This is a genomic window from Gordonia terrae (assembly GCF_051789125.1).
GTDB lineage: Bacteria > Actinomycetota > Actinomycetes > Mycobacteriales > Mycobacteriaceae > Gordonia > Gordonia terrae_A.
Map to the genome: position 1 here is coordinate 2,836,565 of NZ_CP196526.1, position 19,944 is coordinate 2,856,508.

Consider the following 19,944-nt stretch of genomic DNA (forward strand, 5'->3'; position numbering starts at 1 on the left):
ATAGGCTGTCGGCATGAACAACGTCGACTCATCGTCACCTTCCGCGAAGGCCCAGATCGGTGTCACCGGCCTGGCCGTCATGGGTTCGAACATCGCCCGCAACTTCGCCCGTCACGGGTACACGGTCGCGCTCCACAACCGGAGCATCGCCAAGACCGACGCGCTGCTCGAAAACCATGGCAACGACGGCGAATTCATCCGCACCGAGACCGTCGCGGAGTTCGTGGCCGCCCTCGAGCGGCCGCGCCGGGTGCTCATCATGGTCAAGGCCGGCGATCCGACCGACGCCGTGATCGAAGAACTCGCCGACGCGATGGAGCCCGGCGACATCATCATCGACGGCGGCAACGCCCTCTACACCGACACCATCCGTCGCGAGGCCGCGATGTCGGCGCGAGGACTGAACTTCGTCGGCGCCGGCATCTCCGGCGGCGAGGAGGGCGCGCTCAACGGCCCGTCGATCATGCCCGGTGGTCCCGTCGAGTCCTACGAGTCGCTCGGCCCACTCCTGGAGTCGATCGCCGCGCAGGTCGACGGCGAGCCGTGCTGCACCCACATCGGCCCCGACGGCAGCGGCCACTTCGTGAAGATGGTGCACAACGGCATCGAATACGCCGACATGCAGCTCATCGGCGAGGCCTACGACCTGATGCGCAAGGCGCTCGACATGCCGGTCGCCGAGATCGCCGACGTCTTCCGCGCATGGAACAGCACCGAACTCGAGAGCTACCTCATCGAGATCACCGCCGAGGTCCTCAGCCAGGTCGACGCCGAGACCGGCAAACCACTGGTCGACGTCATCGTCGACGCCGCGGGCCAGAAGGGCACCGGCCGCTGGACCGTGAAGTCCGCTCTCGACCTGGGCATCCCGACCACCGGCATCGCCGAGGCCGTCTTCGCCCGCGCGCTGTCGAGCGCCACCGACCAGCGGGCCGCCGCCCAGGGTCTGTCGTCGGGCAACCTCGGTGCGGCGCCGGCCGACCGGGAGAGCTTCGTCGAGGACATCAAGACCGCGCTCTACGCCTCGAAGGTCGTCGCCTACGCACAGGGCTTCGATCAGATCGCGGCCGGCAGCGCCGAATACGGCTGGGACGTGGACCGGGGCGCACTCGCGACGATCTGGCGCGGCGGTTGCATCATCCGGGCGCAGTTCCTCAACCGCATCCGCGAGGCGTACCACGACGATCCCGCCCTGCCGAGTCTGTTGCTCGCGCCGTACTTCCGCGAGGCCGTCGAGGTCGGCATCGACAGTTGGCGCCGGGTGGTTTCGACCGCGACCCTCCTCGGTATCCCGGTTCCGGCGTTCGCGTCGTCGCTGTCGTACTACGACGGTCTACGGGCCGAGCGTCTTCCGGCCGCGTTGACCCAGGGCCTGCGCGATTACTTCGGCGCGCACACCTACCAGCGCGTCGACAAGGAAGGCACGTTCCACACGCTGTGGAGCGGAGACCGTTCCGAAGTGACCGAATAGGAGTCGACGAACCCCAGTGCGATTCATCGAAGGCCATCGGCCGACACACGACCTGACCTACGACGATCTGTTCATCGTCCCGGGCAGGTCGGACGTCAGCTCGCGGTTCGACGTGGACCTGTCGACGTCGGACGGCAGCGGGACCACGATCCCGCTGATCGTCGCGAACATGACGGCGGTCGCCGGTAAGCGGATGGCCGAGACGGTCGCCCGGCGCGGTGGGCTCGTGGTCCTCCCGCAGGACCTGCCCATCGAGGCGGCCGCCGCATCGATCGCGTTCGTGAAGTCGCGGCATCTGGTGGCAGACACCCCGGTCACCCTCGACCCGGGGCATTCGGTCACCGACGCCGTGGCGCTCATACCGAAGCGTTCTCACGGCGCGGCAGTCGTGGTGGAGGACGGCCGCCCAGTGGGTGTCGTCACCGAGAAGCGGTGCCGGGACGTCGACCGCTTCGCGCGGGTACGGGAGATCGCCGACCCGGACATCGTCACGTTTCCGGTCGACACGCCACCCCGCGAGGTCTTCGACGCTCTCGGCGACCTTCACCTCGATCTCGCGGTCCTCGTCGAACCGGACGGCCGGCTCGCCGGGGTGCTCAACCGCGTCGGCGCACTGCGCCATGCGATCTACACCCCGAATGTCGACGCGGCCGGCGCATTGCGCATCGCCGCGGCCGTCGGCATCAACGGCGATGTGGTCGGCAAGGCCCGCGCGCTCGTCGCGGCCGGCGCCGACCTGCTCGTCATCGACACAGCGCACGGCCACCAGGAGAAGATGCTGACCGCACTGTCGGCGATCGCCGACGCCGACCTGGGCGTTCCGCTCGCCGCGGGCAATGTGGTGTCGGCCGAGGGCACTCTCGATCTCATCGCCGCGGGCGCCTCGATCGTCAAGGTCGGTGTCGGACCGGGAGCGATGTGCACGACCCGGATGATGACGGGGGTCGGACGGCCCCAGTTCTCCGCCGTTGCCGAATGTGCGGCCGTTGCAGCCGGACACGGCGCCTCGGTGTGGGCCGACGGCGGTGTCCGGCACCCCCGTGACGTCGCGCTGGCGCTGGCCGCCGGGGCGTCGAACGTGATGGTCGGGTCATGGTTCGCCGGTACGCACGAATCGCCGGGCGACCTTCTCGAAGACGCCCAGGGGCCGTACAAGGTGAGCTTCGGAATGGCCTCGAAGCGGGCCGTCGCGGCGCGTTCGAATGGCGACAGCACCTACGATCGCGCACGCAAGAGCCTGTTCGAGGAGGGCATCTCGACGTCGCGGATCCGGCTCGACCCCGAGCGACCCGGCGTCGAGGACCTGATCGATCACATCTGCGCGGGGGTCCGCAGCACGGCCACCTACACCGGGGCACGAAACCTGCGGGAACTGCACGACAAGGTGGTGCTGGGCATTCAGTCGCCCGCCGGCTTCGCCGAAGGACGACCCCTGCCGGGCGGGTGGTGACGTGGAGATCCTGCTCCTGGTCGCGAGTCTCGTCGGTTTCATCGCGCTGACGCTGGGAACCGCGCTGTTCGTCGCGGCCGAGTTCTCGCTGACCGCCCTGGAACGCTCGACCATCACCGCCGACGTCGCCGATCGCGGGGACCGGCGTGCGCGGATGGTTCAGCGCGCGCATTCCACCCTGTCGTTCCAGCTGTCGGGCGCCCAGCTGGGCATCACCATCACGACGCTCATCACCGGCTACATCGCCGAACCGGTCCTCGCCCGGATCCTGCGGCCGCCACTGAACGCACTGGGGGTCGGCGACTCGGTCGCATCGGCGACATCGCTGATCCTCGCGCTGGTGATCGCGACGTCGTTGTCGATGGTGCTCGGCGAGCTGATCCCGAAGAACCTGGCGATCGCCAAGCCGCTGGCGGTGGCACGGGCCACCGCGGGACCGATGACCGTGTTCTCGGCGGTGTTCCGCTGGGCGATCAACGGACTCAACGGCACCGCGAACTGGATCGTGCGCCGGCTCGGCATCGAACCGACCGACGAGCTGGCGTCGGCACGCTCGCCTCAGGAACTCGTGTCGCTCGTCCGCAATTCGGCTCGCCGCGGCGCCCTGGATCAGCAGACCGCGACCCTCGTCGACCGGTCGCTGCGCTTCGGCGAGCTCACCGCCGAGGATCTGATGACCCCCCGCGTCACGATCGACTGCCTCGACCGTGCCGACACCGTCCGCGATCTCGTCATGGCCTCCTCGCGCACCGGTCACTCCCGGTTCCCGGTCGTCATCGACGGCGACCTCGACGATCTCGTCGGCGTCGTCCACATCAAGCAGGCGTTCACCGTTGCGCCGGAGCGGCAGGCGACCACGTCGGTCACCTCGATCGCGCGGCCGGTACCGCGCGTGCCCGCCAGCCTCGACGGTGACGCGCTCATGGAACGGATCCGCGCCGACGGCATGGAACTCTGCGTGGTGATCGACGAGTACGGCGGCACCGCGGGCATCGTCACCACCGAGGACCTCATCGAGGAAATCCTCGGCGACGTCACCGACGAGCACGACGACGAACGCGCCGATGTCGCCGTCGACGGCAACGGCTTCCTGTGCGCCGGTCTGCTCCGGATCGACGAACTGTACGACGCGACCGGATACCACGCTCCCGACGGTCCCTACGACACCCTGGGCGGACTCGTGATGTATTGCCTGGGGCGCATTCCCGAGGTCGACGACACGGTCGACCTCCCGCGCCGCTCCCCCGTCGGCGATTCCGACGACGACGCCCAGCAGTCCACGGACCGTGGCCCCGATGTGACGTGGCGGGCGACCGTCGCGCAGATGGATGGTCGCCGGGTCGACGTGGTCGCGATCCGTCCGGCTCCCGCGGGTGCGGTGCCACCGGCGGGCCAGGCGGAAGCCGAGGTGCGACATGGGTGACCTCTGGGCGGTCGGACTGACCTTCGTGCTGCTCGCGGGCAACGCGTTCTTCGTCGGTGCCGAGTTCTCTCTGATCTCGGCCCGACGTGATCGGCTCGAGGCACTGGCCCAGAGCGGAAAGAACCGCGCGCGCACCGTCATCCATGCCGGTGAGCGATTGTCCCTGATGCTCGCCGGGGCCCAGCTCGGCATCACGATCTGTTCGATCCTGCTGGGCCGCGTCGGTGAACCCGCCGTCGCCCACCTCATCGAGCATCCGCTGCACCTGGCCCACGTCCCCGATGCCCTGCTGCACCCGATCTCGTTCGCCATCGCTCTGTCCCTGGTGGTGGTGCTACACATCCTCCTGGGTGAGATGGTGCCCAAGAACATCGCGCTGGCCGGGCCGGAATCCGCGGCGATGCTGCTCGTCCCGGTGCACCTCATGTTCATCCGCCTCGTCCGCCCGCTCATCGCCTTCTACAACTGGCTGGCCAACATCTCGTTGCGGCTGCTCCGCGTCGAGCCGAAAGACGAGCTGGAGTCCACTGTGTCGCTGGGCGAGCTGGCCGAGATGGTCGGCGAATCCAAGCAGGAGGGCCTCATCGATGCCGAGGAACACGAACGCCTGACCCGAGCACTGCAGTCGATCGGTCGAACGGTCACCGAGGTGATGATCTCGTTGGACAGGATGCGCAGTGTCGGGGTGCAGGTGTCGGGTTCCGGCGGTATCGGGCCGACGCTCGGCGCTGTCGAGAAGGCGGTCTCCGAGACCGGATTCTCTCGCTTTCCGGTGCGCGGACCGGACGGCACGTTCACCGGTTATCTCCACCTCAAGGACGTGCTCGACGAGATCCTCGACGAGCACGTGGGCCCGGACACGATCATCGGCGTCGACAAGATCCGCCCACTCCCGGTCATCGCGTCGACCACGCCGCTGGACGAGGCCACCGGCGTGCTCCGACGCACCAGTTCGCATCTGGGAGCTGTCGTCGACGACAGCGGCCGCACGATCGGCATCGTTCCGCTCGCCGACCTGGTGGAGGAGTTCGTCGGCAACGTTCGCGACGAGACCCACCGGGTGTGAACGTGGGGAGCTCACGAACGGCCACCGCGGCGACGCTGCTCGGCGCCGAGGAATGGCGGTCGCGCAAGGAGGCCCACCGCGCCGCGGTCGACGATCTCATCGGTCCGTACCTCACCGCTCGACGACGCGGGGCCCGGCATCCGGTGATCGACTTCCTGTTCACCTACTACTCGTCGCGGCCCGCGCACGTGCTGCGCTGGCATCCCGGTTACGGCGTGGTCCTGGCCGACGGCGAGGAGTTCCTGTCCCTGCGCGGCTACGAACGGGTCGAGGCGGGTGTCGCGGTCGCCGAGTCGTGGCTGCGTGGTCGGGCAGGCACGCTCACCGCCGCAGCCGACCTGCTCCGCGCCACCGCGGCACGTCCCCCGCGTCTGGGCTGCTTCGGTCTTCACGAGTGGGCGATGGTCTATCGCAGCGACGACATCCGGCACGACCTGCCGCTCCGACTGGGCCGTGCGGGCACCGACGCGGTCGTCGAGGCCATGCCGTTGCGCTGCACGCATTTCGACGCGTTCCGCTTCTTCACCGACCCGGCCCGGCCCCGCAACGAGACGGAGCTCAGCAGGGGCACGCAGATCGACCACGAACAGCCCGGTTGCCTCCACGCGACCATGGACCTCTACCGCTTCTGCTTCAGCCTCGCGCCGCTGATCCCGTCCGAGTTGACGTTGGAGTGTTTCGCGCTGGCCCTGCGGGCTCGCGACCTGGACATGCGCGCCAGCCCGTATGACCTGAGCGAACTCGGCTACGCGCCGGTGCCGGTCGAGACGCCGGCCGGGCGCGCCGAGTACGTGCGCGAACAGTCGGTGATCTCCGAACACGGAACACGCCTGCGGTCGAGGCTGTTCGATCTGTGCACGGAGCTCGCGGACCGGGCGCACACCCGCGACGGGAGGCGCCTGCCGCTCGCCGTTACCGACGAGTAGCATGTATGCGTTGTCATTTCGCTCGAGAAAGGCTGCCATGTCTGACCGGATCACCGTCAACGGGTTGCAGGTCGCTACGGTCCTGCACGACTTCATCAACAACGAGGCGTTGCCCGGTACCGGTGTAGATGCGGACGCCTTCTGGGCCGGCGCGGCATCGGTGATCGCCGATCTCGCCCCGCGCAACCGCGAACTGCTCGCCGTGCGTGACGACTTGCAGACCAAGCTCGACACCTGGCATCGCGACCACAAGGACGCCGACCTCACCCCCGGTACCGCCGACTTCGACGCATACAAGTCGTTCCTGACCGAGATCGGGTACCTCGTCGGGGTGCCCGAGGACTTCCAGATCACGACCTCCGGCGTCGACCGCGAGATCGCCGACACTGCCGGGCCGCAGCTCGTGGTCCCGGTCCTGAACGCGCGCTTCGCGCTCAACGCCTCCAACGCACGCTGGGGTTCGCTCTACGACGCGCTGTACGGCACCGATGCGATCCCCGAGACCGACGGCGCCGAGAAGGGTTCGTCCTACAACAAGGTCCGCGGCGACAAGGTCATCGCCTACGCCAAGGACTTCCTCGACAAGGCGGTGCCGCTGGAACAGTGCAGCTACACCGACGTGCGGGCGTTCGCCGTCCACGACGGCGCGCTGCAGGTGACGCTGGACGGGGACACCACCTCGACACTCGCCGATCCGTCGGCCTTCGTCGGGTACCGCGGCGACGCCGCCTCCCCGACCTCGATCCTGCTGCGCAACAACGGACTTCATCTCGACATCGAGATCGACCCGTCGTCGCCGATCGGCTCCACCGACCCGGCAGGCATCAAGGACGTCGTCGTCGAGTCCGCCATCACCACGATCATGGACTTCGAGGACTCGGTCGCCGCGGTCGACGCCGAGGACAAGGTCATCGGTTACCGCAACTGGCTGGGCCTCAACAGGGGCGATCTCGCCGAAGAGGTCAGCAAGGGCGGCAAGACCTTCACGCGAGTGCTCAACGGCAACCGTGAGTACACCGCACCGGACGGCACCACGTTCGATCTGCACGGGCGTTCGCTGCTCTTCGTCCGCAACGTCGGCCACCTGATGACCAACGACGCCATCCTCGACGCCGACGGCAACGAGGTCCCCGAGGGCATCCTCGACGGCCTGGTCACCTCGCTGATCGGTATCCACGGTCTCAACAGTGAAGGCCTGCAGAACTCGCGCACCGGCTCGGTGTACATCGTGAAGCCCAAGATGCACGGTCCCGACGAGGTCGCCTTCACCGTCGAGCTGTTCGGCCGGGTGGAGAAGGTCCTCGGCCTGCCGGAGAACACGCTCAAGGTCGGGATCATGGACGAGGAGCGCCGCACGACGGTGAACCTGAAGGCCTGCATCAAGGCGGCATCCGAGCGCGTCGTCTTCATCAACACCGGCTTCCTCGACCGCACCGGCGACGAGATCCACACGTCGATGGAAGCCGGCGCGATGGTGCGCAAGGGCGAGATGAAGCAGCAGACCTGGATCGGCGCCTACGAGAACTTCAACGTCGACACCGGCCTGCACGCGGGCCTGCAGCACAAGGCGCAGATCGGCAAGGGCATGTGGGCCATGCCCGACCTGATGGCCGACATGCTCGAACAGAAGATCGGACATCCCAAGTCCGGTGCCACGACCGCGTGGGTCCCTTCGCCGACCGCTGCCACCCTGCACGCACTCCACTACCACCAGGTGGACGTGTTCGAGCGCCAGGACGAGATCGCCAAGCGCGATCCCGCTTCCGTCGACGACGTCCTCACGATTCCCCTCGCCCCCAAGACCGATTGGTCCGACGAGGAGAAGCAGCAGGAACTCGACAACAACTGCCAGTCGATCCTGGGGTACGTCGTCCGCTGGATCGATCAGGGCGTCGGCTGCTCGAAGGTGCCCGACATCCATGACGTCGCACTGATGGAAGACCGTGCGACGCTGCGCATCTCGAGCCAGTTGCTGTCCAACTGGCTGCGGCACGGCATCGTCACGGAAGCCGACGTCGTCGCTTCGCTGGAGCGCATGGCACCGGTTGTCGACCGCCAGAACGCCGGTGATGCCACCTACCATCCGATGGCACCCGACTTCGACTCGAACATCGCGTTCCAGGCGGCCAAGGAGCTGATCCTCGAGGGGACCACGCAGCCGAGCGGTTACACCGAGCCGATCCTGCACCGCCGCCGCCGCGAGTACAAGGCCGCCAACCCGGCGGGCTGACACCTGCGGCCCCTGCGCTCTGAGGGCCACACCGATACGACCGTGCCGAACCGCCGAGGTTCGGCACGGCGTATCGTCGTACCCTGCACTGGGCTCCGGGCTCGCCGGATGATCCCGGACCAGACTGCTGATCGGGCGAGGGACGCACCGAGCAGGGAGGGCATCGGCGTTGGCACATCATCGCAGTAGCGGCGGGGAGAGCATCCGAAGCCGTGGCGTGAGCCGAGGCGTCGTGTTCGCCCTCTTGTCGATCCTGCTGATCGCGGCGATCGTCGTCACCTGGCAGGACCTGGGCGATCAGATCGATCGCCAGGCTGAGGAGGCTGCGGCGCAATGCGTCGAGGGACGCGCCGAGGTACCGATCGTCGCCGATCCCGACATCGCGCCCGGGCTCTCGGCCATCGCGGGCGACTTCGCCGAGACAAACCCGGTCGTCCGCGACAGGTGCGTCACCGTGGCCGTCCGGCCGGGCGACGCGAAGATCACCCTCGACGGACTCACGGGAACCTGGGACGCCGCGTCGATGGGCGCCTATCCCGCAGCCTGGGTGCCGCAGTCGTCGGTGTGGTCGGCAGACCTGGCCGCCGCGAAACCCGACGCCATCGAAGGAGACACCAGATCCCTCGTGTCGACCCCGGTGGTTCTCGCCGTGTCGCCCGCTCTGAACGACGCGATCGGCGCCGACCTCGACTGGTCACAGGTCCCGACTCTCCAGCGCCGGGACAACTCGCTCGCCGACGTCGGTCTGCCGGGCTGGGGTTCGCTGCGGATGGCGATGCCACTCGGCGCCCAGTCCGACGCGAGCGCGTTGGCCGCACAGGCGGTCGCCACGCGCGTGACCCGCACATCCGGGCCCCTCACCGCCGCCGACGCAGAGTCACCTCGGGTCAGTTCGAGCGTTCCGGCGATGCTCGAGGGTGCACCGCTGTCCCCTGACGGCACCCCCAAGGGAGCTGCCACGCTGATCGCCGACGCCCCGGACCCGGCGAAGGCCGGCATCCACGTGGTGCCCATCACCGAACAGCAGTTGTTCCAGATGACGCGAGCCGACACCCGTCCTCGGCTGGCCGAACTCATCCCCGGCGGCCCCACACCGATCGCGGACTATCCGATCGTGCGGCTCTCGGGCACCGACGTCGCCGACTTCGCGGCCGATGCCGTCGCCGAGTTCATCGAGTTCGCCTCGCAGCCCGAGCAGTTGCAACTGCTCACCGAACTCGGGTTCCGGGGCGACGCCCCGATGCCGAAACCGACACCGACCGTGACCTTCCCCCGGACACCCAACCCGATGCCCACCCCGGAGAACGGGGCGATCGTCGCGATCAACCGGCTGGTCTACGGACCCGCGAGTGTGCCGGCGAGCTCCAGCGCGCCGGCCGTGCCGTCGGGAACCGCGGGCGGCTGACCCGCGGTTCCCGCGTCCTCAGCTGCTGTATGCCTCGATGGGCGGGCAGCTGCACACCAGGTTGCGATCGCCGTACACGCCGTCGATCCGACGGACGGACGGCCAGACCTTGGCCCGCGCCCCCGCCGACGGAAGGCCCTGCGGGTATACCGCGACCTCGCGCGAATACGGGTGATCCCATTCGCCGACGAGCGCTTCCGCGGTGTGCGGAGCACCGCGGAGCGGATTGTCGTCGGCCGGCCATTCGCCGCGGCCCACGAGCTCGATCTCTTCGCGGATGGCGATCATCGCCTCGCAGAAGGCGTCGATCTCATCGAGGTTCTCGCTCTCCGTCGGCTCGACCATGAGGGTGCCGGCGACGGGGAAGCTCATCGTCGGGGCATGAAAGCCGTAGTCGGCGAGCCGCTTTGCGACATCGTCGACGGTGACCCCGGTGGTTTTCGTGATCCCGCGCAGGTCGAGGATGCACTCGTGGGCGACGAAACCGTCGTCTCCGGTGTAGAGCACGGGATAGTGCTCACCGAGGCGCTTGGCGACGTAGTTGGCGGCCGCGATGGCCGTCAGCGTCGCCCTCCGCAGACCGGCCGCCCCCATCATCGCGATGTAGGCGTAGGTGATCGGCAGGATGGCCGCCGACCCGTAGGGCGCGGCTGCGATGGTCGTCGACCCCGGTAGCTCGTCGGCGAGCGGATGCCCGGGCAGGAACGGGGCGAGGTGGTCCCGGACCGCGACGGGTCCGACGCCGGGACCGCCACCGCCGTGGGGGATGCAGAACGTCTTGTGCAGGTTCAGGTGACTGACGTCGCCCCCGAAGTGGCCGGGACGGGCGACCCCGACGAGCGCGTTGAGGTTCGCTCCGTCGACGTAGACCTGACCGCCGGCGTCGTGCACGGCACCACAGACCTCACGGACGTCGTGCTCGAACACCCCGTGGGTGGACGGGTAGGTGATCATGATGGCCGCCACCCGTCCCTCGTTGGCGGCGATCTTCTCGCGCAGGTCGTCGAGGTCGACGTCGCCGTTGTCGCGACAGGACACGACGACGACGCGCATTCCGGCCATGACCGCCGACGCCGCATTGGTCCCGTGCGCGCTGGACGGGATGAGACAGACGTCCCGGTCGAGGTCACCTCGGCTGCGGTGATATCCGCGGATGGCGAGCAGTCCCGCGAACTCGCCCTGCGATCCCGCGTTCGGCTGCAGGCTGACACGGTCATAGCCGGTGACGGCGACGAGCCAGTCCTCGAGTGTCGAGATGAGTTCTCGGATCCCGACGGTGTCCTCGGCCGGCGCGAACGGATGGAGCTGGGCGAAGCCGGGCCACGTGATGGGTTCCATCTCGGTGGTCGCGTTGAGTTTCATCGTGCACGAGCCGAGCGGGATCATGCTGCGATCGAGCGCGATGTCCTTGTCGGACAACGCCCTCAGGTAGCGCAGCATCGCGGTCTCGGTGCGGTACCGGTTGAACGCCGGGTGGGTGAGGAACTCGGTGGTGCGGTTCTCGATCGGTTGCGCGAACGACCGCGGCGTCACCCCGTCGACATCGAAGGCCCGCAGCACCGTGTCGAGATCGGCTTCGGTGGTCGTCTCGTCGCAGGCGACAGCGACCGTGTCGGCGTCGACACGACGCAGGTTGATCCCCTCACGGCGCGCGCGCTCGACGATGAGATCGGCGTTGCCGGGTGAGCGGACCTCGATGGTGTCGAAGAAGTTCGCGTGCGCGATGGACAACCCGCCTGCGGCGAGCGAGTCTGCGAGTCGGGCAGCGGCGGCGTGCGTCCGTCTGGCGATCGCCCGCAGCCCGTCGGCACCGTGATACGAGGCGTACATGGCGGCCATCACGGCCAGCAACACCTGGGCGGTACAGATGTTGCTGGTCGCCTTCTCACGACGGATGTGCTGTTCGCGCGTTTGCAGCGCCAGACGATAGGCCAGGTTCCCGTCGGCGTCCTTGGAGATGCCGACGAGGCGCCCCGGGAGCTGGCGGGCGTACCGCGAACCCACCGCGAGGTATCCGGCATGAGGACCGCCGAAGCCCATCGGGACGCCGAAGCGCTGCGTCGTGCCGAAGCAGACGTCCGCGCCCTGCTCCCCCGGCGGCGTGATGAGGGTGAGCGCGAGGAGGTCGCCGCCGACCGCCACGAGCGCACCGCGCTCATGCGCGGCCTCGATGACGCCCGCAGCATCGACAACGCGTCCGGAAGCGCCCGGCACCTGGAGGATCACGCCGAAGAATTCGCCGTCGGGCAGCCCCTGCCCGGGAAGATCCGGGTGCAGTGACGCCTCCACGACCTCGATCCCCAGCGGTTCCGCCCGGGTGTCGATGACGGCGCGTGTCTGTGGGAAGAGATCGGCGTCGACGACGACGCGGGGAGACTTCGACTTGCCCGCACGACGCATGAGGGTCATCGCCTCGGCCGCGGCGGTCGCCTCGTCGAGCATGGAGGCGTTGGCCACCTCCATGCCGGTGAGATCGGCGACCATGGTCTGGAAGTTCAGCAGTGCTTCGAGCCGTCCCTGGCTGATCTCCGGCTGGTAAGGCGTGTACGCGGTGTACCAGGCCGGGTTCTCCAGGACGTTGCGAAGGATGACGCCCGGTGTGTGGGTGCCGTAGTACCCGAGGCCGATCATCGAGCGCGCGACGGTGTTACGCGCCGCCAGATCGCCGAGCTGCGCGAGCACCGCGGATTCGCTCAGCGGTTGGGGCAGGGCGCCCAGCACATCGGAGTCGAGTTCGTCGGCGATCACGGCCGGCACGACGCGGTGGGCCAAGTCGTCGAGCGAGGAGACGCCGATCGCGTCGAGCATGCGTCGGGTCTCGTCCGCGTCGGGGCCCACATGCCGGTCGACGAAACGATCGGACGGAGTGTCCGTGGCGGTGTCGGGCAGGGCCACATCAGGAGTGGGCGTGTCGGGGTTGGGCGCATCGGGGTTGGGCGCGTCGGGGTTGGGCGCGTCGGGGTTGGGCACGGTCGAGGACAACCTCTCGCAGGCGCCGGTGAAGGGCACCGGCAGGCTGGCCCTCCCCCTCTGTCATGTCGTCGGCCGGGGCCGAGTGACGCCTGAGAGATTCGGTGGGCCCGCAGCACTGCGGGACGACCTTTCACCGTGGGCGGACGACGAGTCGTCACTTTCCAGAGACGTCGTCACCACCACGGTCCTGGGTGCCTGAGAGTTTGACGGAGAGGTGTTGCTCCTTCGGCGGCCACCGACCAGACGGTCAGCGGCGCTCTCCCGCAGCGTAGCGACGCGGGACCGAGTCTACGCGGACCGAGGACTACCCGGTGCGACGGGCACGGTTCTTGCGCCGCATGGCGAGTTCGTCCTCGGGCGCTGTCTCGCTGACACCGCCGTCGGCACGCTCACCGGGGAAGTCCGCGATGGTGCCGGTGAGTTCGCGCATCGCGCCGCTGACCGCGATGCCGAACACGCCCTGGCCGCCCTGCAACAGGTCGACGACCTCTTCGGCCGACGTGCATTCGTACACGGTGGTGCCGTCGGAGAACAACGTGATCCGGGCGAGGTCCTCGACGCCGCGCTGGCGGAGGTGATCGACCGCGACTCGGATGTTCTGCAAAGAGATACCGGTGTCGAGGAGCCGTTTCACGATCTTCAGGACGAGGATGTCCTTGAAGGAGTAGAGACGCTGGCTACCGGATCCGGCCGCACCCCGAATCGACGGGACGACGAGCGACGTGCGCGCCCAGTAATCGAGCTGGCGGTAGGTGATACCCGCGATCTGGCAGGCGCTGGGCACCCGGTACCCGACCAGTTCGTCCGGCACGGTGTCGTCGGGGAACAGCCCCGGTGCGATCTCACCGAGACTGCCCTGCGTCGGAACGGCATTCGGACGATCGGTCTGACCGGAGGCCGATGACTCGGTCCCGGGGCGAGCAGCTGACGGGTCGCTCGACTTCTCTTCGTTGTCGACCGGACGATCGCCCACTTCTGACTCCCTCGCAAAGCTCGGATCGGACGCCGCACCACGGTGCCTGACATCCACGTCCACAGTACGCGGTCCAGGCCGTTCCGGGTCACCCGATGGTCCTCATCGGCCCATGAGTGGAACCCGATGTTGCTGATGACGCTATGCGGCTGATGTCGGTGGATCAACGCGACTCGCCCTACGGCTCAACCTCAACTTGAGATTGAGACAAATGGTGATCGGGCGGTGTCCATTCCGTGATCAGAGAGCGCAGCAGAGCTCAGGCGCCGCCGCTGGCCTTGAAGTCATCCGGGGACACGTTGTCGAGGAACTCCTTGAACTTCTCGACCTCGTCTTCTTTGACCTCTTCGGCCGGGGCGGCGGCGGTCTCCTCGGAATCCTCGTCGGGAATCAACAGGCCGGCCTCGGCGAGGACTTCCTCGTCGGCGATGATCGGCACCTCGGCGCGCATCGCGACCGCGATCGAATCCGAGGGTCGCGCCGAGACGCGGAGATCACCGCTGAAGACCATCTCGGCGTAGAAGGTGCCTTCTTGCATGTCGACGATCCGGACCTCGAGAAGTGTCTGCCCGAACTCCTTGATCAAGTTGACGATCAGATCGTGGGTGAGCGGGCGAGGCGGCTCGATCCCCTTCTGGCGCAACGCGATCGAGGCAGCTTCGCTCTGTCCGATCCAGATCGGCAGGTAGCGCTCGCCGTCGACCTCGCGCAGCAACAACACCGGCTGGCTCTGCGGGGGCTCGACCCTGATGCCCACCACACGCATCTCGCTCATCTCGCACCTCCCAGACGCCACTTACGGCGCTCGATTAATGATCTCGACGCTACACCGACTACGCGGAGAGCGGCGGCCGACTCGCGGCGGCCTGCCACCGATCCTTGCTGTTCAACCGGCGCGACAGCGCGCCGCAAAAATGTGTCAGTCCAGTGCGCCGCGTACCGCGGCCTTGACGAGCTGGGTGTGCAAAGTCACCGACAACGCGGCGATCTCGCGCACCAACTCCTCGGCGCGGTCGCGCGCCCCGGTCCCCTTGCCCTTGGCGATGGGGTTGGCGATCTGTGCGACGAGTCCGGCCTCGCGGTCGGCGGACACCTTGAACGCGCGGAGGTGCCGGGTCTCGAGCCCATAGCTCGCCAGCGCGGCGGCCGCCTCGACCAGCCGCACGGCATCCTCGTCGAAGAAACCCGCCGGGCCGGCAACCAGCAGTCCGTTGCGCTGCAACTCGGTGACGAACGCCGAGTCGACGCCCGTCCGCTCGATCAGCGATTCGCGGGACACGCGCCCCGCGCGGGCGCCGAAATCGGTGGCCGGCGCGACGGTCCCGCGTGCTGCGGACAGCACGCGGGTCCCGCCCGGACCGAACCCGCCGTCACCGTTGTCGATGGCGTCGAGTTGTTCCTTGATGACCTTGAGCGGAAGATATCGGTCTCGCTGGGCGGTCAGCACGAAACGCAGCCGATCGCAGTCGGCTTGGCTGAACCGCCGATAACCCGAAGGTGCCCGTTCCGGGGTCACCAGACCCTCCGACTCCAAGAATCGGATCTTCGAGATCGTGATGTCCGGGAAGTCATCACGCAATTGGGCGAGGACGGTGCCGATCGACATCGATCCTTCGCCGCGGGGGGCCGTGGACGCCGTCACGGGTGTCAGGCGTCTGCCTCGTCGCGCGGGCCGCTCAGGAAGACCAGACGGAACTTGCCGATCTGAACCTCGTCGCCATTGCTGAGCGATGCCGTGTCCACCGGTTCCCGATTGACGTAGGTCCCGTTCAGGCTGCCCACGTCGACGACCTGGAACTCGTTGTCGCCGAGCCGGAATTCGGCGTGACGGCGACTGACGGTCACGTCGTCGAGGAAGATGTCGCTGTCGGGGTGACGGCCCGCGGACGTCGTCGGCTGATCCAGTAGGAACCGCGACCCCGCATTGGGTCCTCTCTTCACGACAAGCAGCGCGGTCCCGGGCGCGAGTCGTTCGACCCCCGTCTCGGCCGGCTCACTCGAGGTACTCGTCCCGGCATCGAGCTCATTGATGAACTCTTCCCGGAACACCGAGGTGGTCTCCACCGGCGCCTCGAAGTCCCTGTCGTTTTCGCTCACCACTTCTCCTTCGTCGTCGTCAGTGCCAACCGCTCAGTCCTTGCATACATCCGGCGGAACCATTGCGCTCTCCGGGACGCTCCCCGTCGGTTCTCTCCACGATGGCCGATCGAATCTACATGACATCTGCGGCCGGGTAGATCTCGGCGCGTGATCGTGAACATCGGTGTCACGTCGCGCCTCGTTCCCACTGCCGTAACCGTACCGGTCATGCCGATCGCACCGTCGAGCGAGTCGACTCCGGCATCGACGATCATATCGTCACCGAAGCGATCACCCGGGTCGATCTCACCACCGGCCGGTCGCGGCAGGAAAATCATCACCCCTCGATGACGGCGCGGTAGCCGGCCGCGTCCAATACCTCGCCCAGGTGCTCGTCGAGTGTCGCTTCGTCGGCCGCCTCGATCTCGACCAGCCAGCCCTCGCCGTACGGGTCGGAGTTGACCAGGTCGGGAGAGGCGTCGAGCGCATCGTTGACCGCCGAGACCGTGCCCGCCAGGGGGCCGAAGATGTCCGAGACGCTCTTGGTCGACTCGACCTCGGCGAACGACTCGCCGATCGTCACCTCTGCGCCGCTGTCGGGCAGCTGCACGAACACCACGTCACCCAACGCGTCCTGTGCGTAATCGGTGATGCCGACGCGCACCGTGGTGGGTCCGAGCCGTTCGATCCACTCGTGCTCCGCGGTGTAGCGCAGGGTGTCTGGAACTTTGCTGTCGGTCACTGCGAACCCCTTTCGTTCTCGGTCAGACTCTACTGTCTGCCGAGGTGCCTGCCGGGCGACGCGGCGGCATGAGCCGCACCACCAGGATCGTCTGATACCAGTACAGGACGAAGGACCACAGATAGAGTCCGACTCCCCAGATCATGAAGGCCCACCCGATGGGGTAGGCGATGGTCCCCACGATCGAATCGAGTTGTCCGGCAAGGAGCCACGGGAAAGCGCTCATGAGCGCGAAGGTCCCGGCCTTGCCGATGTAGAGCACCGGCAACGCGAACACCCCGCGCGACCGGAGGAGTGGCGCGGACGCGAACAGCAGGACGTCGCGCGCGATGATGACGCCGATCAGCCACCATGGCAGGAACTCACGGATGCCGAACGCGATCGGGATGATCACGATGTAGAGCCGGTCGGCGGCCGGATCGAGCAACGCCCCGATCCGCGACGACTGGTCGAGGAGGCGGGCGATCTTGCCGTCGGCCCAGTCGGAGAAACCGGAGAACATCAACACGGCGAAGGCCCACCCGTCCGCCTTCTCGACCAGCAACAGCCAGACGAACACCGGGATGAGTGCGAGCCTGAGCACGCTCAGCGCGTTCGGGACCGTCACGATCCGGTCCGGAGCCGGCGTGGCCGCCGCCTCCGGTTCGGTCACCGGAAGATCCCGATGATGCCCTGAAGCGTCTTGGCCCCGCCCGAGGAGAACAGGTTGTCGTGGACCATGTAGGTCCATGTCGTCGTCGACCGGTGCAGGTCCGCCGTACCGAGGTCGACGCCGTCGGCGGTGATGGTCGCCTCGCGGAACGTCTCCCGGGCCTTCGTCAGCGCCGTACCGGGCAGATCGGCGAACTCGGACAGGATCAACCGGTGGAACTCGTCCAGCGGGCTCTCCTTGCCGAGTGAGCGCAGATGGATGCTCGCGCGCACGTCGGAGACGAACGCGAGATGATCCGCCCAGGCACGGTCGAGGTGGTACAGCACGATCTCGCGCGCCGCCTGCGAGAGCACGTCACGAGGCACCGGAGTCGACCCGGCGGACGCCGCGGCGACGGCTCCCGTTGCGGTGCCGGACTTCTCGGTCTTCTCGGTGTCGGTCTTCTCGGTGTCGGTCTTCTCGGAGTCGGCCTTCTCGGAGTCGGCCTTCTCGGCGACGGCCGCCGACTCGCCGAGCAGCTGCGCGTATCGCTCGGGTTCGAGCTCGGCGAGTTCGTCGAGCGCGGCATCGGTTGTCAGGATCCGCATGCGGCGGTCGACGATGATGTCGCGCTGCTGGTTCACGAGCTTGTTGTAACGCCAGGTGTTGGCGTGCAGTTCGAGCATCACACCCTCGGCGATCCGCTGCGCCTGCTCGATGAGGTCGATGCCCTTGCCGCCCATGGACCCGTCCTCGTTGGGGGACACCGGGTCACGCTTGAACGCCAGGTTCCTGGTGACGACCGGGTCCTCGAGGCTGGAGAAGAAGACCGACGTACCCGGGTCGCCCTGACGGCCGGCGCGTCCGCGGAGCTGGCTGTCGAGCCGTTCGGTGTCGTGCCGTCCGGTACCCACGACGCACAGACCGCCGAGCTCGATCACCTCGTCATGTGCTTTGTCGTCCTCGTGCGAACCGCCGAGCTTGATGTCGGTACCCCGGCCGGCCATCTGCGTCGAGACCGTCACCGCTCCGCGGGCGCCGGCCTCGGCGATGATCTTGGCCTCCTCGGCGTCGTTCTTCGCGTTGAGAACCACCGACGGTACGTCCGCCTTGTCCAGGAAGTACGCCAACTCCTCGGACTCGGCGACGTCATGCGTGCCGATGAGCACCGGTTGACCGGTCTCGTGGATCTCCTTCACGTAGGCGACGATCGCCTCGACCTTGTTGGCCTTGGTGTCGTAGACCCGGTCGGGCAGGTCGGTGCGCCCGTTGGGGGTGTTCGGCGGGATCTGCGACACCCGCAACTCGTAGAACTGACGGAACTGCTCGCCCGCCGCGATCGCGGTGCCCGTCATCCCGCACACCTTCGGATACCGGCCGACGAGCGCCTGCACGGTGATGGTGTCGATGACCTCGCCGGAGTCGGTCTGGGTGAGACCCTCCTTGAGCTCGACCGCGGCCTGTACGCCGTCCGGCCAGCGCTGCAGCTGGGCGACGCGGCCACGGGACGCGTTGATCAGGTGCACGCCGCCGTCGCGCACGATGTAGTGGATGTCGCGCTCGAGCAGGTAGTGCGCATGCATCGCGATGCTGACATGCACCAGCGTCGTGCCGACATGTTCCTCGCTGTAGAGGTCGATGCCGCCGAGCTCTTCTTCGACGAACGCCGCGCCCTCGTCGGTGAGCGTGACGTTGCGTCCCTCCGCATCGACTTCGTAGTGCTTGTTCTTCATCCGCGACACGACGTCGTGGATCGCCTGGTCCGGCACCTCGGTCTCGGTGGAACCGGCGAGCACCAGCGGCACCAGGGCCTCGTCGACGAGCACCGAATCGGCCTCGTCGATGATGGCGACGTCGGGCTTGGGCGAGACGAGGTCGGACTCGGACAGCGCCAGCTGATCGCGCAGGACGTCGAAGCCGATCTCGTTCACCGAACCGTAGGTCACATCACCTGCGTATGCGCGGCGGCGCTCCTCGCGACTCGAGTTCTCCGCGATCGCGTGGACCGCGATCCCGAAGACGTCGAACAACGGCTTCATCCACTCCGCGTCACGGGTCGCCAGGTAGTCGTTGACCGAGATCACGTGAACCTGATGACCCTGTAGGACATACCCGATCGCGGCGATCGCACCTGCGAGGGTCTTGCCCTCACCGGTCGCCATCTCGACGATGTCGCCTTCGAGCAGGCGTAGCGCACCCTGCAGCTGCACATCGAAGGGTCGTAGGCCGATCGACCGGTCGGCGGCCTCACGAACCAGCGCGAGGAATCTGGCGCGGTCCGCGGCGTTCTCGCCGATGTCGAGTTTCTCGGCCTCGCCGGCGAATGCGTCGTCGGCGAGTTCGGCGGCCCAATCCGTGTGGGCTTCGGCGTCTTTGATCACGCCCACCGACTTCGACTGGTTACGAGTCGACTGGGCACCCAGCAGACGCCACATGCTGTTGGTCAGCTTTCCCACCGAAACATTTCTCCTGATCGTTTCCCGGTCAACTTTCCGGCTCACCCCCGTGCGGCGGCCAGGTCAGCCACAACGGTACGCGGCTGCTGGTCGAGCGGCGTCGGCGACATTATGATCAG

The 19,944-nt window shown here is 67.6% G+C and carries 15 protein-coding genes and 1 riboswitch; of the genes, 7 read left to right on the forward strand and 8 right to left on the reverse strand.

The features are described 5' to 3' along the window. Positions 1 to 13 precede the first annotated feature (13 nt). The 7 genes from gndA to ACSUZC_RS12985 all read left to right on the forward strand — a co-directional run bounded on the left by gndA (position 14) and on the right by ACSUZC_RS12985 (position 9,971). A complete protein-coding gene (gene gndA / locus ACSUZC_RS12955; protein ID WP_439028957.1) occupies positions 14 to 1,471 on the forward strand; it encodes an NADP-dependent phosphogluconate dehydrogenase in 1,458 nt (485 codons plus the stop codon). Between the two features lie 16 nt (positions 1,472 to 1,487). Next, entirely contained in the window at positions 1,488 to 2,921 is a 1,434-nt protein-coding gene (locus ACSUZC_RS12960) for a GuaB1 family IMP dehydrogenase-related protein (protein WP_439028958.1), read from the forward strand. 1 nt (position 2,922) lies between these two features. Continuing rightward, complete coding sequence (locus ACSUZC_RS12965) at positions 2,923 to 4,344, forward strand: hemolysin family protein (protein WP_439028959.1); 1,422 nt, start codon at positions 2,923 to 2,925, stop codon at positions 4,342 to 4,344. After that, complete coding sequence (locus ACSUZC_RS12970; protein WP_439028960.1) at positions 4,337 to 5,410, forward strand: hemolysin family protein; 1,074 nt, start codon at positions 4,337 to 4,339, stop codon at positions 5,408 to 5,410. The genes ACSUZC_RS12965 and ACSUZC_RS12970 overlap by 8 nt, the downstream gene beginning before the upstream one ends. Positions 5,411 to 5,412: 2 nt before the next feature. Beyond that, complete coding sequence (locus tag ACSUZC_RS12975; protein WP_439028961.1) at positions 5,413 to 6,336, forward strand: 3-methyladenine DNA glycosylase; 924 nt, start codon at positions 5,413 to 5,415, stop codon at positions 6,334 to 6,336. 37 nt (positions 6,337 to 6,373) lie between these two features. After that, positions 6,374 to 8,566, forward strand: a complete 2,193-nt coding sequence (locus tag ACSUZC_RS12980) for a malate synthase G (protein ID WP_439028962.1) — start codon at positions 6,374 to 6,376, stop codon at positions 8,564 to 8,566. 169 nt (positions 8,567 to 8,735) lie between these two features. Continuing rightward, complete coding sequence (locus tag ACSUZC_RS12985; RefSeq protein WP_439028963.1) at positions 8,736 to 9,971, forward strand: substrate-binding domain-containing protein; 1,236 nt, start codon at positions 8,736 to 8,738, stop codon at positions 9,969 to 9,971. 18 nt (positions 9,972 to 9,989) lie between these two features. Here ACSUZC_RS12985 and gcvP read toward each other — a convergent pair whose 3' ends face one another. The 8 genes from gcvP to secA2 form a co-directional block, all read right to left on the reverse strand. Beyond that, entirely contained in the window at positions 9,990 to 12,860 is a 2,871-nt protein-coding gene (gcvP, locus tag ACSUZC_RS12990; RefSeq protein ID WP_439033112.1) for an aminomethyl-transferring glycine dehydrogenase, read from the reverse strand. Between the two features lie 256 nt (positions 12,861 to 13,116). Beyond that, a riboswitch (glycine riboswitch) is annotated at positions 13,117 to 13,218 on the reverse strand. Between the two features lie 30 nt (positions 13,219 to 13,248). Beyond that, positions 13,249 to 13,917 (reverse strand): MerR family transcriptional regulator, encoded by a 669-nt coding sequence (locus ACSUZC_RS12995; protein WP_439028964.1) that lies wholly within the window; start codon positions 13,915 to 13,917, stop codon positions 13,249 to 13,251. Positions 13,918 to 14,176: 259 nt separating this feature from the next. Further along, on the reverse strand, positions 14,177 to 14,692 hold the full coding sequence (locus tag ACSUZC_RS13000) for a bifunctional nuclease family protein (RefSeq protein WP_439028965.1): 516 nt from the start codon (positions 14,690 to 14,692) through the stop codon (positions 14,177 to 14,179). A 144-nt stretch (positions 14,693 to 14,836) separates the two neighbouring features. Next, complete coding sequence (gene ftsR / locus ACSUZC_RS13005; RefSeq protein WP_439028966.1) at positions 14,837 to 15,523, reverse strand: transcriptional regulator FtsR; 687 nt, start codon at positions 15,521 to 15,523, stop codon at positions 14,837 to 14,839. Positions 15,524 to 15,564: 41 nt separating this feature from the next. After that, positions 15,565 to 16,017, reverse strand: coding sequence for a glycogen accumulation regulator GarA (gene garA / locus ACSUZC_RS13010; protein WP_005199386.1), 453 nt, complete (start codon positions 16,015 to 16,017; stop codon positions 15,565 to 15,567). 316 nt (positions 16,018 to 16,333) lie between these two features. Then, positions 16,334 to 16,738 (reverse strand): glycine cleavage system protein GcvH, encoded by a 405-nt coding sequence (gene gcvH / locus ACSUZC_RS13015; RefSeq protein ID WP_439028967.1) that lies wholly within the window; start codon positions 16,736 to 16,738, stop codon positions 16,334 to 16,336. A 22-nt stretch (positions 16,739 to 16,760) separates the two neighbouring features. Next, entirely contained in the window at positions 16,761 to 17,390 is a 630-nt protein-coding gene (locus ACSUZC_RS13020) for a CDP-alcohol phosphatidyltransferase family protein (RefSeq protein WP_439028968.1), read from the reverse strand. Continuing rightward, complete coding sequence (gene secA2 / locus ACSUZC_RS13025) at positions 17,387 to 19,825, reverse strand: accessory Sec system translocase SecA2 (RefSeq protein ID WP_439028969.1); 2,439 nt, start codon at positions 19,823 to 19,825, stop codon at positions 17,387 to 17,389. The genes ACSUZC_RS13020 and secA2 overlap by 4 nt, the downstream gene beginning before the upstream one ends. Positions 19,826 to 19,944 lie beyond the last annotated feature (119 nt).

What these genes read in the sequence shown, in the direction of transcription:
- ACSUZC_RS12970 (WP_439028960.1), top strand. Translation starts at nt 4,337, where the DNA reads ATGGGTGACCTCTGGGCGGTCGGACTGACCTTCGTGCTGCTCGCGGGC.
- ACSUZC_RS12980 (WP_439028962.1), top strand. Translation starts at nt 6,374, where the DNA reads ATGTCTGACCGGATCACCGTCAACGGGTTGCAGGTCGCTACGGTCCTG.
- ftsR (WP_439028966.1), bottom strand. Translation starts at nt 15,523, where the DNA reads ATGTCGATCGGCACCGTCCTCGCCCAATTGCGTGATGACTTCCCGGAC.
- gndA (WP_439028957.1), top strand. Translation starts at nt 14, where the DNA reads ATGAACAACGTCGACTCATCGTCACCTTCCGCGAAGGCCCAGATCGGT.
- ACSUZC_RS13000 (WP_439028965.1), bottom strand. Translation starts at nt 14,692, where the DNA reads ATGAGCGAGATGCGTGTGGTGGGCATCAGGGTCGAGCCCCCGCAGAGC.